Source organism: Mesorhizobium sp. P2_C5_2 (genome assembly GCF_056404535.1).
Genome location: NZ_JBFUDV010000009.1, coordinates 1 through 12438 on the forward strand (window position 1 = coordinate 1; position 12438 = coordinate 12438).

12 protein-coding genes and 2 pseudogenes are annotated in these 12438 nt (G+C 63.6%); 6 read left to right on the top strand and 8 right to left on the bottom strand.

Annotated elements, in window-relative coordinates; genetic code table 11:
• Nucleotides 1-130 (bottom strand): annotated as a pseudogene (locus AC1D1B_RS27515) (ISAs1 family transposase); the annotation flags it as partial.
• 135 nt (nt 131-265) lie between these two features.
• Here AC1D1B_RS27515 and AC1D1B_RS27520 point away from each other — a divergent pair.
• Entirely contained in the window at nt 266-580 is a 315-nt protein-coding gene (locus AC1D1B_RS27520) for a type II toxin-antitoxin system RelE/ParE family toxin (RefSeq protein ID WP_477336145.1), read from the top strand.
• Here AC1D1B_RS27520 and AC1D1B_RS27525 read toward each other — a convergent pair.
• Genes AC1D1B_RS27525 through eglC form a run of 3 tightly spaced genes read right to left on the bottom strand, consistent with a single transcriptional unit; the run spans nt 567 to nt 5078 of the window.
• Nucleotides 567-1886, bottom strand: a complete 1320-nt coding sequence (locus tag AC1D1B_RS27525; RefSeq protein ID WP_477336147.1) for an HlyD family type I secretion periplasmic adaptor subunit — start codon at nt 1884-1886, stop codon at nt 567-569. The genes AC1D1B_RS27520 and AC1D1B_RS27525 overlap by 14 nt on opposite strands.
• Before the next feature lie 3 nt (nt 1887-1889).
• On the bottom strand, nt 1890-3656 hold the full coding sequence (locus AC1D1B_RS27530; protein WP_477336149.1) for a type I secretion system permease/ATPase: 1767 nt from the start codon (nt 3654-3656) through the stop codon (nt 1890-1892).
• Nucleotides 3657-5078: an endo-1,3-1,4-beta-glycanase EglC gene (gene eglC, locus AC1D1B_RS27535; RefSeq protein WP_477336151.1), complete on the bottom strand. Its 1422-nt coding sequence runs from the start codon at nt 5076-5078 to the stop codon at nt 3657-3659.
• Between the two features lie 417 nt (nt 5079-5495).
• Between eglC and AC1D1B_RS27540 the strand changes: the two genes are divergently transcribed.
• Nucleotides 5496-5939 carry an SRPBCC family protein gene (locus AC1D1B_RS27540; RefSeq protein WP_477336153.1) on the top strand — a complete coding sequence of 148 codons (444 nt, stop codon included), beginning with the start codon at nt 5496-5498 and terminating at the stop codon, nt 5937-5939.
• Between the two features lie 70 nt (nt 5940-6009).
• On the opposite strand, the gene AC1D1B_RS27545 is transcribed toward AC1D1B_RS27540, so the two are convergent.
• The 3 genes and pseudogenes from AC1D1B_RS27545 to AC1D1B_RS27555 all read right to left on the bottom strand — a co-directional run bounded on the left by AC1D1B_RS27545 (nt 6010) and on the right by AC1D1B_RS27555 (nt 9371).
• Nucleotides 6010-6975, bottom strand: coding sequence for a hypothetical protein (locus tag AC1D1B_RS27545; protein ID WP_477336155.1), 966 nt, complete (start codon nt 6973-6975; stop codon nt 6010-6012).
• 114 nt (nt 6976-7089) lie between these two features.
• Nucleotides 7090-8592 (bottom strand): helicase HerA domain-containing protein, encoded by a 1503-nt coding sequence (locus AC1D1B_RS27550; RefSeq protein ID WP_477336157.1) that lies wholly within the window; start codon nt 8590-8592, stop codon nt 7090-7092.
• A gap of 138 nt (nt 8593-8730) precedes the next feature.
• Nucleotides 8731-9371, bottom strand: a pseudogene (locus tag AC1D1B_RS27555) (glutathione S-transferase family protein).
• A gap of 151 nt (nt 9372-9522) precedes the next feature.
• Here AC1D1B_RS27555 and AC1D1B_RS27560 point away from each other — a divergent pair.
• Together AC1D1B_RS27560 and AC1D1B_RS27565 are read left to right on the top strand one after the other, a co-directional pair.
• Nucleotides 9523-9753 (top strand): hypothetical protein, encoded by a 231-nt coding sequence (locus AC1D1B_RS27560; protein WP_477336159.1) that lies wholly within the window; start codon nt 9523-9525, stop codon nt 9751-9753.
• Between the two features lie 73 nt (nt 9754-9826).
• Nucleotides 9827-10114 (top strand): DUF982 domain-containing protein, encoded by a 288-nt coding sequence (locus tag AC1D1B_RS27565; RefSeq protein WP_477336161.1) that lies wholly within the window; start codon nt 9827-9829, stop codon nt 10112-10114.
• Here the strand turns inward: AC1D1B_RS27565 and AC1D1B_RS27570 are convergent.
• Entirely contained in the window at nt 10087-10572 is a 486-nt protein-coding gene (locus AC1D1B_RS27570; protein WP_477336163.1) for a hypothetical protein, read from the bottom strand. The genes AC1D1B_RS27565 and AC1D1B_RS27570 overlap by 28 nt on opposite strands.
• 188 nt (nt 10573-10760) lie before the next feature.
• Here AC1D1B_RS27570 and AC1D1B_RS27575 point away from each other — a divergent pair, with 188 nt between their 5' ends.
• Both AC1D1B_RS27575 and AC1D1B_RS27580 read left to right on the top strand, forming a co-directional pair.
• Nucleotides 10761-11126 (top strand): RidA family protein, encoded by a 366-nt coding sequence (locus tag AC1D1B_RS27575; RefSeq protein ID WP_477336165.1) that lies wholly within the window; start codon nt 10761-10763, stop codon nt 11124-11126.
• A gap of 31 nt (nt 11127-11157) precedes the next feature.
• Nucleotides 11158-12384 (top strand): amidohydrolase/deacetylase family metallohydrolase, encoded by a 1227-nt coding sequence (locus AC1D1B_RS27580; RefSeq protein ID WP_477336167.1) that lies wholly within the window; start codon nt 11158-11160, stop codon nt 12382-12384.
• Nucleotides 12385-12438 lie beyond the last annotated feature (54 nt).

A 12438-nucleotide genomic window follows, 5' to 3' on the forward strand; every position in this document is an offset into this window, starting at 1 on the left:
CCTGCTTGCGCTCTTGCGCGAACAACGAAAACTCCGTCGCGTTGCTCGCACCACACAGGCTTGCCGCGATCATCATCACGATCAGGTCGCCAAGCCGGTGCGTGGCGTTGGCGGCGCGCGGGTCAGGCACCGCGCCGAAATAGCTCTCAAGGCTGGAAATGGCAGTCGCTCCTTCGCTAAGACTGCCTTCCCAAAGAATCCCTTCTCAAACCAACTTCAAGCCTAAAATCGCCATATGCGATTCCCCTGGCCTCAAGGGGGACGTGTGAAGCGCCGGCATGTTGTCCTGTTGCCGGAAGCCCAGGCGGACCTGCTATGGATATACGATACGGTCGCTCATGCGACCGGAAACCTCACCGCCATTCGCTATATTGAGCGGATCGAACGATTTTGCCTGGATCTGGACTACGCCTCGGAGCGCGGAACCCGAAGGGATGATTTACGGCCGGGGCTTCGCATCGTTGGTTTCGAGCGGCGCCTGACTGTGGCGTTCGCCATAGAAGGCGATCAGGTGGTGATTCTCCGGGTGTTCTATGGCGGCGCTAACTGGGAGGACGAGTTGGGATCTACCGCTCCGTGAACGCCCGCGCGAATGAATCCAGCATCGGTCGCGCCAGATATTCGAAGAAGGTCCGGTCGCCGGTGCTGATAAACGCCTCGACCGGCGTTCCCGGGTAAAGCTGCTCGGCTTTCACGCCCTGCGGCAGCGTGTCCGTGATCTTCAGCCTGGCGCGGAAATACGCCTCATGCGTGGTTTCATCGATCAGCCGATCGGCGGAGATTTGGGTCACCGTCGCCGGGACCTCAGGCGTGAGGCGCGCGTTCAGGGCCGACAGTCTGAGCTTCGCCGGCTGGCCGACACGTACCAGGTCCACATCCCTCGGCCGCAGCTTCGCGTCGACGATGAGGCCTGACGCGGTGGGCAGGATCTCCATGATCTTCTGCCCCGGGGCAATCACGCTGCCCTTGGAATTATAGGTCGACGACACCACGATGCCGGCCGCCGGCGCCTTGATCGTCGTGCGCTTCAGCACTGCCTCGGCCGCTGTGATCTGTTCGCCGATGTCGGCCAGATTGGTGCGAACCTCGTCGAGCTTGGTCAGCGCCTCTTCGACGCGTTGCGTGGTCGCGCGCTCGACCTGTGCCTGGGCTTCGACGATCTGCGTCTTGGTCGCTGCAAGGTCCGCCTCCAGCGCGCCGGCCTGGCCGACCAGATCGGCCTCGCTGCGCAAAAGCTGCGAATATTCGCTGCGGTTGGTGAGGCCCTTGTCGAGCAGGCTGGTCTTGATGCCGAGTTCCTTCTTCACGATGTCAGCTTGTTGCTGGATCGCCAGTTTTTGCGCGTCCAGTCCCAGCGCCGACTCGCGATGCATGGCGACGCGCTGCGCCAGGATCGACTGCTCGGAGCGGAACCGGGCGAACCTGGCGTCGAACTCCTTCTGCTGTTCGTGCACCAGATTGTCGAAATCGGTCTGGAACGGCGCGGGTGCCGCCTCGGTGATTGGCGCCAACCTGTCCGATCCGTCGCGTTCGGCTTCCAGCCGCGCGGCACTTGCCTTCAGCGCGATCGACTGCCGGGTCAGCCGGTTGAGGTCGGCCTCGGCCGCCGTGCGGTCGAGCAGGACCAGCGGCTCGCCTTGTTGCACGCGGTCGCCTTCATGCACCAGCAGCTGCTCGATGATGCCGCCTTCGGGGTGCTGGATGAGGATGTTGCCGCCCGTCGCCGAGATCGTACCGGACGTGATCACCGCGCCGGAGAGCGGCGCGCTCGCCGCCCAATAGCCGAAGCAGCCAACGAAGAGCGCTACGGCCGCGTAGCCGACGATGGCCGTGCGGCGGAAGTCGGTGCGCGGTCGGCTCTCGAAGGCAAGGCTCTGCTGCACCATCGTCTATGACCCGAAGCGGACGCTGTGAGGACGCGCGGTCGGCACGAACGACCCCGTCACCACCGCGCTCCCGGCAACACCCTTGCCGGCCGCCGATTGCCGCAGCACCTCGCTCGAGGGGCCGAAGGCTTCGATGGCGCCGTTGCGCAGGACCATCACGCGGTCGCAGGCCGCGGCGATCGAAGGACGATGTGTGATCACCAGCGCCGTGACGCCGGCGCCGCGCGCGGCCGACAGCATCGCTTCGAGCGCCGCCTCCCCGCTGCCGTCGAGATGGGCGTTGGGCTCGTCCAGCACCAGGATGCGTGGCTTCCTGTAGAAGGCGCGCGCCAGGCCGATCCGCTGCCGCTCGCCGCCCGACAGCACGGTATGCGACGGACCGATCACGGTCTGATAGCCGTCGCGCAACGTGAGGACCAGCCCATGCGCCTCGGCACGCCTGGCCGCTTCGACGATCGCGGTGTCATCGGCGGCGGGATCGAAGCGGGCGACGTTTTGCGCGATCGATCCGGGAAAAAGCTCCACCTCCTGCGGGAGATAGCCGATATGCCTGCCAAGCTGGATTTCGTCCCAGCTCCTCAGATCGGCGCCGTCGATCCTGACCGCACCGCCGGTCGGCTGCAGCGCGCCCACAAGCAACTTCGCCAGCGTCGATTTGCCGGCGCCGCTCGGGCCGACGATCGCTACCGCTTCGCCGGCACCGATGGCAAAATTCAACCGCTTGAGGATGGGCTCCGTGCCGAAAGACGCATTCGGCGCGATGAAGAAAAGATCCTGCACCGAAATCGCACCGGACGGATCGGGCAGGACGAGCTTGCGCGCTTGCGCCGGTTGCGCAGCAAGCGCGGTGTCCAGCCGCTTCCAGCATCGCCTGGCATCGACGATCTGCCGCCAGGATCCGATCAGCTGGTCGAGAGGTTGCAACGCGCGCGACGACACCAGCGATGAAGCGAAGATCATGCCTGCGGTCATCTGCCCTTGCAGCACCAGCCACGCGCCGGCGCCGAGGATCGCCAGTTGCAGCATCATGCGCAGCGCTCGCGATGTCGCGCTGAAGATCGCGTTGGCGCTGCCGGAACGGTCATGCAGGGCCAGCGCTTCGGCGACGTGCTGTCCCCAAACCGCGGCGGCATTTTGCACCATGCCCATGGCGCGCAGGGTTTCGGCGTTGCGGGCAAAGGCCTGCTCCGCCTGGCTGGCCACGGCCGAGCGTTCCGCCGACATGGCATCGTTCCTGCCGATGGCAAGCTGGTTGGCCACGACCAGCAAAAACAGAAGCACGGCACCGGCGAGCGTCAGCCAGAACAGCACGGGATGGATGAAATAGAGCAAGGCGAGGAAGACGGGAGCAAACGGCAGGTCGAACAGCACCGCCACGCCGCGCGACCTGATGAAGGCGCAGGCCGCGGCAAGGTCGCTCAGCAGCGACAGCGTGCTGCCGGCATATCTGGCGCCAAGCGAGGCGGCGAATGTCCGCGTGCCCAGTTTCTGGTCGACGGTAGCCGCAACGCGCTGCGCATAAATGGCGCGAACCGCGTCCATCAAGCCGAGGAAGGCGAGCGCAACGACCGCCATGGCCGACAGATAAATCAGCGTCTCGACACTGGAGGACGGCAGCACCCGGTCATAGACCTGCAGCAGATAGAGCGGGATCACCAAAAGCAGTATGTTGATCAGCAACGAGAAGACGCCGATATCGGCGATGGCGCGCAGGAAAACCGGGCGCAGCCCGATGGCTGCATCCCTGAGCGGCGCGCGGTCCCGCGACATCTAAACCGCGTGCTCGGCTGATGTGCTCAGATGGCTCTGCTGCAAATCGTTCAGCGTATAGGCGTGGATATAGTCGATCTTCATCTGCGCGGGCGTGGCGAGATGGTCGGGCGGCGCGCCGGCTTGACCGCCGACCGCAAGGTCGACCAGCATATACATGGGCTTGTTCATATCGGACGGCGTCGCCGCTTCCGCGACCTGAACGCCATCATAGGTCCAGACCAGCTTGTCCGGCGTCCACAACAGGCCATAGGTGTGATAGCCGTCGGTGTTCGAGACATTCACCGTCGACCCGACCGTGGTGTGGGTTCCCGTCTCATTTGTGTGCGCGGTCATGAGAAGCGCATTCGGGTTCTGGCCATACATTTCCATCACGTCGAGTTCCGGGGGCCAGGAACCGTCTTCGGGCAGAAGCCAGAAGGCCGGCCACGCGCCGGCGTTTTCCGGAAGGTCGGCCCGCATTTCGAAATAACCATAGGTCTGCGAGAAGGTGTCGTGCGTCGTCAGTATGCCGGAGGTGTATTCGTAATTGTTGATCAGCGGCTTGATGTCGTCGGGCGCCTGCGCCGCGGTGATGGTGAGCACGCCGTTTGTCACGCTGAACGGATGGACTGAGCTGGTCGGCGCATAATTGGCGTCGATATACCATTGCAGTTCGCCGTTCTGGGGCTGCGAGCTGCCGTTCTGCGCCCCCCACCAGAAATTGGAATCCCAGGTGCCACTCTGGCCGTTCCACAGGCTCAGCGTGTTGAAATCGTCGTTGAAGGACAGCGTCATGCCTGTCTTGTCGATCGGCAGCTCGAACTGGGCGGGCTGAAACTTGTCGATCGTGGTGTTGTTGAACACCAGCACCTCGCTCGAGCCGAGGTTCAGCTGCACGTTCGATCCCACCTGGACCATATTGGCCTGGACGGCCTCGAATGAGGTGAAGGCGTAGCCGTTGAGGCGCACGGTGTCGGTCGCGTCGAAATCGGAGATCAGGTCGCTGCCGTTGCCCTTGGTGATGATGAAGGTGTCGGCGCCGGCGCCGCCGATCAGCACGTCATTGCCCTTGCCGCCGTCCAGCGTCTGGCTGCCGGCGCCGCCCGTTATGATGTTGTCCTGACCATTGCCGAAGGCATAGTGGCCGTCGCCGGTGACGACGAGGTTCTCGAAATTGGCGGGCAGCTTGTAGCTCATCCAGGTGTCGATCGTGTCGACGCCCGCGCCGTAGTTCTCGACCGCTTTGTTGATCGTCGAATAGAGATGGTAATAGTCGTCGCCCGCGCCGCCATACATGGTGACTTTGACGCTGGTGTCGCCCCAGAAGGAATCGTTGCCCGAGGTGCCGTAGAAGTAAGGCGCGCCGGTCGCCGAGAACCAGTGGGTGGAAGCGCCGGTGTAGGGAAGAGGAATGCCTTTGGCGTTCAGGACGGTGGTCATTCGGACACTCCTTGTGCGTGTTGCCTTGGCCGCTCGACAGCCTTCGAGCGACCACCGGATCAAATTTTAGATTAATCCGTCGTTCCAGGGAATCATCCTATAGTACACCAAGAAGATCGCCATTCATCCATTAATAGATCATGTTGAGTATAATAAGCTGAACCTAATACAATTTTAGAGCGAGACTTCAAAAATTTTAATAAATATTGTGAAATTTATGCCGAAAGATTAGGCAGATTGTCAATAATGCATGCAATTTGTCGCGACGCGGCCGCCTGCCTGAGGCGGCGGTTCGAAATCTCGAGACGGATGGCCGCAGGCAACGTGCCCAAAAAATTTGACAGGCTGTGTCGGACCGGGTGAAGTTCACCCGTCCTTGGGGCATAGATCAACGAAACCACAAAGGATACCGAAGACATGCCAAGCACCGTACGTTTGCACCGTGTGCTGACCACCAGCCCTGAGAAGGTCTACCGCGCATTCACGGAAGCCGATGCGCTGGCAAAATGGCTTCCGCCGAACGGCTTCACCTGCTCGGTGCACAGCTTTGACGCGAAAGTCGGCGGCACGTTTAAGATGTCCTTCCGCAACTTCACCACGGGCGGCAGTCACGCCTTCGGCGGCGAATATCTCGAGCTCGTTCCCGGCGAACGCGTGCGCTACACCGACAGGTTCGACGACCCCAACCTGCCCGGCGAGATGCAGGTGACCGTGATCTTGAAGAAAGTGTCGGTCGGCACCGAACTCGACGTCACGCAGGCAGGCATTCCCGACCTCATTCCGGCCGAGGCCTGCTATCTCGGCTGGCAGGAGTCACTGCGCAACCCGGCAAAGCTCGTCGAACCCGAGATCAATCAGTAGAGCCACCCGAAGCGCCGTCGGTAGCGCGGCCCAGCCCGCGCCGCCAAAGCTGAGCCGAGCGCTCATCGCCTCACGGCCCGCTGCAGATCGGCAGCGGCTGCGGCGGTGGCGGCGGATTGTCCTTCTTGTATTGCGCGATGATCGGCTCGAGGTTTTTTCGCGGCCAGAATTTCGGCCTGCCGATCTCCTTCAGGCAGGACGCATTCCAATAGGCGCCGGATTTGCCAACGGCGGCGATGTCGCGCGATTCCGGGTAGATGTAGAGCGTCGTCGGGTTGCCCTTCACCATCGAAATAATCTGGTCGGCATCGGCCGGCGACCAGCTGGTGCAGCCATTGCTGCGGCCGCCGGCGTAATCCACCAGCTTGCCGTAGGGCACAAAGCCGTCATGGTCGGCGTAGGAACTGTTCGGGTTCTTGCGCAGGCACATGCCGCGCAGCAACCGCGCCGCGTGGCCGCCGATCACCCGCTGCCTGGCATTCGCCGTCTCGCCTTCGCCGTCGAACTGGATGAAGGTGCGCATAAGCGCCTGGTCCTGCTTTGCGCCCACCCGATAAAACCCCTTGAACGAGGTTTTTGCCTCGCCGGTTATGTAGGCGCCGCCGGCAGTCAGTTCCGAATCCTGCGCATTGCCGAAATTCTTCGCGCACCGCCTGCCATTGGAGAAATCGACAACGCCTTTCAGATTGCGGCCGCCGCCATGACCCGACGATATCGCGCGAAACGACTGCTTGGCTTCGCAGATGACGTAGTAGCGGCGCGCGAGCACGCCATTGCCGAGATCGCCGGGACGTGTCGCATCCATGGCGAAATAGCAGCCATTGTGGACCGCGCCCTGCGCGACCTTCTTCTGATAAAGCGCACGCGCCCGCTCCAGCACCACTTGCGAAATCTCGCCATCGCCATCGCCGACATGGGCCTGCAGCCAGTCCGGTATATTGGACGGCCCGGCAAAAGACCGGGCCGATACCGTCACAGCAATAACGGCGACGGCAAGGATGCCGAGGATAAGAACAGCCAGAGATTTCAACCGCACCGAACAACCCTCCCGCCCGAACCGTTCTGCGATTCTCGGAAAGCCATCATAAATCGCCGCGCGCCGATCGGCGAAACACATCTTGTTCAGAACCGCAGCCACCCCTCGCGCCGGCTACAGCGCCAAACTCCCCTGCTCTGCCTCCGCTGCATTGGGATCGCCTGGCGCCGTCGCCCAGGCAAGTTCCACCAGCGTCACCGTGCGGCGGCCGGTGCCGTCGAGCTGGCAGACGATGAGGCCCTGCTCCTCGATATAGGTGAGCAGGCGCCTGGCGCGGCGCAGCGAGTGCGAACCGTAGGCGCGCGCGATCGCCGCGTCGCTCGGGCACGGCCAGCCCTCTTTGGCGGCGCGGGCGATCATCATGAACACGCCCTGCATGTCCTCGGGCAGCAGCGATGCGCGGACGGAAACATCTTGCCAGGCGTCGTCGCCTGCCATGTCGGCGCCCAACCCGGCACGGGCGCGCGTCAGCATGCGGCGGAATTCGGTGAGGTCCGGCACCACCGAAGCGAGGCCCTCGATGCGGCAGCGGACGACGAACTCCTGATAGAGCACACCGATGACGCGAAAGCCCGCGTCGGGTTCGGCCAGCACGGCGCGCAGCACGCGGTCGACGCGCCCGCGCCGCTCGGCCAGATCCTCGGCGCTGATTGCCGGCTCCATCGGCTCGGGACGTATTTCCAGCGCCGCCGACTTTGCCGCCATCAGCTGGTCGAGCAGATCCGGCGATGCCACCCGGCGCGGCGCGCGCATCGTCTCGGGCGGCGGCACGGCCAGGATGATCGCGCGAGCGTCCTCAAGCGCTGATTCCGGCATCGCCATCAGCCGCGGCGTGCCGTTGCGCGGACTTGTCTCGGTCTGGCCGATGCGCACACCGAGCGGACGGCGCGACAGCGCCGGCCCGAGCGCCATGAAGTGCCCGCGCTCGAGGTCGCGAAATGCTTCCGCCTGCCGCCGCTCCATGCCCAAAAGGTCGGCGGCGCGCGCCATGTCGATATCGAGGAAGGTGCGGCCCATGAGGAAATTCGAGGCTTCGGCGGCGACGTTCTTGGCGAGCTTGGCCAGCCGCTGCGTGGCGATGATGCCGGCAAGGCCGCGCTTGCGGCCGCGGCACATCAGATTGGTCATGGCGCCGAGCGAGAGTTTGCGCGCTTCGTCCGACACCTCGCCTGCCACCGCGGGTGCAAACAATTGCGCCTCGTCGACCACCACCAGCATCGGATACCAGTGTTCGCGCGCAACCTCGAACAGCCCGCCTAGGAAGGCGGCGGCGCGCCGCATCTGGTTCTCGGCATCCAGCCCTTCGAGATTGAGCACGGTGGAGACGCGGTGGATGCGCGCCCGCTCGCCGGCCGCCTGCAGGCCGCGCTCGGTATGCTCCTCGGCATCGATGACCAGATGGCCGTAATGGTCGCCCAGCGAGACGAAATCGCCTTCGGGGTCGATGATGGTCTGCTGCACCCAGGGTGCGCTCTGCTCCAGCAGCCGACGCAAAAGGTGCGATTTGCCGGAGCCGGAATTGCCTTGCACCAGAAGCCGGGTGGCCAGCAGCTCCTCAAGGTCGAGCGCCGCCGGCGCGCCCGCCGTCGTCTGTCCCATCTCGATGGCTACGGTCATGTCACGACTCTCCTTGAGGAGAGGGCTTACCAACCTGACCGCAAGCCGTCGAGCGCGCCGAGGCAACAGGCCCGGTGTTCCACACCTATGCTGCCAAAGCGCCACACCTCAGCCGACCTAACCCCTGGGAAGGCCGCCTCAAGCGAGCTTCACCGGCGGCAATAGCGGCGCATCAAGACCGTCGAAGGGGTCACGCCAGGCCTCGATGGCTTCGACCCGGCGATACCAGGCGGAAACGCTGGGGTAATCGCCCAGCGGCAGGCCGGCGACATGTTGAAGGGCAGGAACGTCGCCATGCGGAAATCGGCATAGGAAAGCGACTTGCCCACCAGCCAGTGCCGTTTGGCAAGCTCCGCCTCGAGAATTACCGCGGCGATACGGAACTCCGCCAGGCCCTCCTCGACCTTGCCCTGGTCGATCGGGCCGATCCCGTAGCGCTGCTTGGTTCCGCGCTCGAAATGCACGGTGTCGCAGGCCCTGACAAAATTCTCCTTGCCCCAGCTCAGCCAGCGGATCATGTCGGGTTGGTCGTCGCCGCTGCGCCAGAAATCCGAACCCGCCTCGCGCGACAGCAGGCAGGCTATGGCGTCGGCTTCCCACAGGCTGCCGCCCGGCCATGCCAGTATTGGGACGGAAAGATTGGGATTGAGCGGCCGAAAACGCTCGGCCTGCCCCGGCGCGAAGGGCGCCGCGAACTCAAACTCGACCCTTGCCTGCAGATGGCGTGCCGTTGCAACGGCGAGGCGCGGATTGGGATTGCGGCTGAAGTATAGTTTCATTTCCGAGCTGGTCCTAGACGCTGTTTGTTCGATTCTATCAAACACGCAAACGTGCCCGCTCGGCAATCTGGTCGGACCACGATTCCGCTGGCGCGCGCCGCCGTTCGGCGTATCATTCCTGCGGGAGAGGGTTCTTGGCAGGAGGAAGCCAATGAACGCAGTATCGAGCGTACCTGTCATCGACCTGACAGCTCAGAACCTTGTTTCCTCTGTGCTTTCCAAATTCCGCGCCGGCGATACCGTCTCGACCAGGGCGGCGCTCGACGCCATCCGCCGCATGGATTCGACTTGTGTCGACAGCGACGACGATCTGGTCGAACTGATCGTCATGGCGGCAATTGGTAAGACCATGGCGGTCGTGTTCGACCACCGCAAGCAGTGACGCTGGAACGAAACGCAGATTGCGCCGTTTTCGATTGTCTTCAAGTTCGAGTTGAGTTCCAGGAGTAGCGTCAATGCGCGATGAACAATTCGACGTTCCCGTGACCATCGAAAGCGAAGGCAGCGGCCTGACCGTTACCGGAACGGTCCAGGCAGCCTCCCTACTTGTCGACGGATGGCCTGACGAAGAGCGCGGGCCGAAATACCGCTCTGCCCTCAAAGCGATGATGGATGCGATGGAGCAGCGCCGCGCGGTCGGCACGGCGCGCCGCGCCTTCACCGCCGCGGCCCGGGAAGCGCATGTGTTCGTGCGCGAAGGCCGGCAGAACGCGCCTCAGCTCCCCAGCGGATGTGGCATGTAGCCGACGAAGCCGGCGATCTTCCAGCGTCCCGAAACTTTCCGGCAGAAATACAGCGTCTGCCATTTCAGCTGGTCGACCGTGCCGTCGGCCTTGGTCACCGAACCGTTGAACTTCTTGTGCAGCACGGCGCGATCGCCATCGACATCGATGTCGCGCATGTTGGTGACGCGGAATAGCGCCTCGCGCAACGGTTCGGCGAATTTGGTCGCCGCCGTCTCCTTGGCCTGGCGTAGCCACTCGTCGCGATAGACGGCAAGCGATGGGAATTGCAGCCGCCAGGCGTCGGCATCACTGAGGAAATGCGCATGCATGCCGAAGAAACTGTCGGCGATGAAATCATCCTCGACCATCGACCAATCCTGGCCGATGAAGGCGTCGATGTCGCGCCGCACCAGCATTTCCCAAAGCGCGTGACGATCGGCGTCGCCTTCCGGAAACGGGTTCTTGTCGAAGGTCATTGAAAAAATCTCCTGTCGGGAAAATGCGCCGCGCGAAGATGCTGGCCGTCCCCCGATAAAGCAACACGCATCTGGAAAAATCTTGCTTTCCCAAAACGCCGCTATGAGGATCATGGGGAGAGGCGTAGAGCCGTCGGCTGAAATTGAACCGCTGGCGCGATCCGCCAAGTCAGAACAGGAGCTTTCCCTTGCCCAAAGAGTGTTTTGGAACATCCCATGTGCCGCTGTCACCGGCGGTGCGCGCCGGTGATTTCGTCTATATCTCCGGCCAGGTGCCGGTCGACAGCGACCGCATCGTGGTCAAGGGCGGCATTACCGAGCAGACCGAGCAGGTGCTGCAGAATGTGAAGGCAGCGTTGGCGCTGGCCGGCTGCACCATGGACGATGTCGTCAAGACCACGGTTTGGCTCGAGGACGCGCGCGATTTCGGCGCCTTCAATGTCGTCTATACCAGGCATTTCCCGAAGAACCCGCCGGCCCGCACCACAGTCGAATCGCGGCTGATGATTGACATCAAGATTGAGGTCGAAGCCGTCGCCTACCGGCCGGTTTGATCGCTACACACAAATGCCAGCGGAGGCGCCGATGCAGTTCGATCTCCTGATCAAGGGCGGCCGCCTGATCGATCCGGCCTCGGGCGTGGACGCAGTGCGTGACGTCGCCATCACCAACGGCCGCGTTGCGGCCATCGAAGCCGCCATCGATGCCGAACACGCCACGCAGGTCGTCGACGCCAGGGATTGCATCGTCACGCCCGGCCTCATCGACTTGCACAGCCATGTCTACTGGGGCGGCACATCGCTCGGCGTCGATGCCGACCGGCTGGCGGCCAAGAGCGGCACCACCACCTTCATCGACGCCGGCAGTGCCGGCGCCGGCAATTTCCTCGGCCTTCGCCGCCATGTCATCGAGCGCTCGAAAGTGCGGATCCTGGCCTACGTCAACATCTCCTTCGCCGGCATATTCGGCTTCTCGCAGACGGTCTCGGTCGGCGAATGCAGCGATCTCAGGCTCTGCGAACCGCGCGAGACGGTCGCTGCCGTCCGCGAACACGCCGATGTCGTCGTCGGCGTAAAGGTCCGCTCCGGCAAGCATGCCGGCGGCACTAGTGGCATTGCGCCGGTCGACCTTGCGCTGGAAGCCGCCGACCAGGCCGGCCTGCCGCTGATGGCGCATATAGACGAGCCGCCGCCCGGCCGCTCCGAAGTGCTGCCGCGCCTGCGAAAGGGCGATATCCTAACCCATTGTTTCCGGCCGTTCCCCAACGCGCCGGTCTTCGCCTCCGGTGCGGTGCGGCCCGACATGCGGCTGGCGCGCGAACGCGGCGTCATCTTCGACATCGGCCACGGCATGGGATCGTTCGACTTCGCGGTGGCAAAAGCGATGCTGGCCGAGGGCCTAGCGCCGGACGTCATTTCGAGCGACGTGCATCTCTACTGCGTCGACGGCCCCGCCTTCGACATACTGGTCTGCATGTCGAAGCTGATGGCGCTCGGCATGCCGCTGGTCGAAGTGCTGCGCGCCGCCACGCAACGCCCGGCCGAGGCGATCGCCAGGCCGGAGCTGGGTGCGCTGAAAGTTGGCGGTGTCGGCGATGTGGCAATACTCAGGCTGCGCCCCGGCCGCTACACCTTCGTCGATGCGGTCGGCGCAGCACTTGTCGCCGACCAAAGGCTGACCTCGGAGGGGATCGTCATCGGTGGTGTCTGGTGGCCGAACGAGGCCGGCGACTACAATGAGACAGAGAGATTCGAGCCGCATAGGCAGCATACGCATGTCGAGGTTGCTGCGAGGCATTTCGGACAGAGGTAATCTCCCCCCTTGAGGGGGAGATGGCCGGCAGGCCAGAGGGGGTCGGTTCGACCG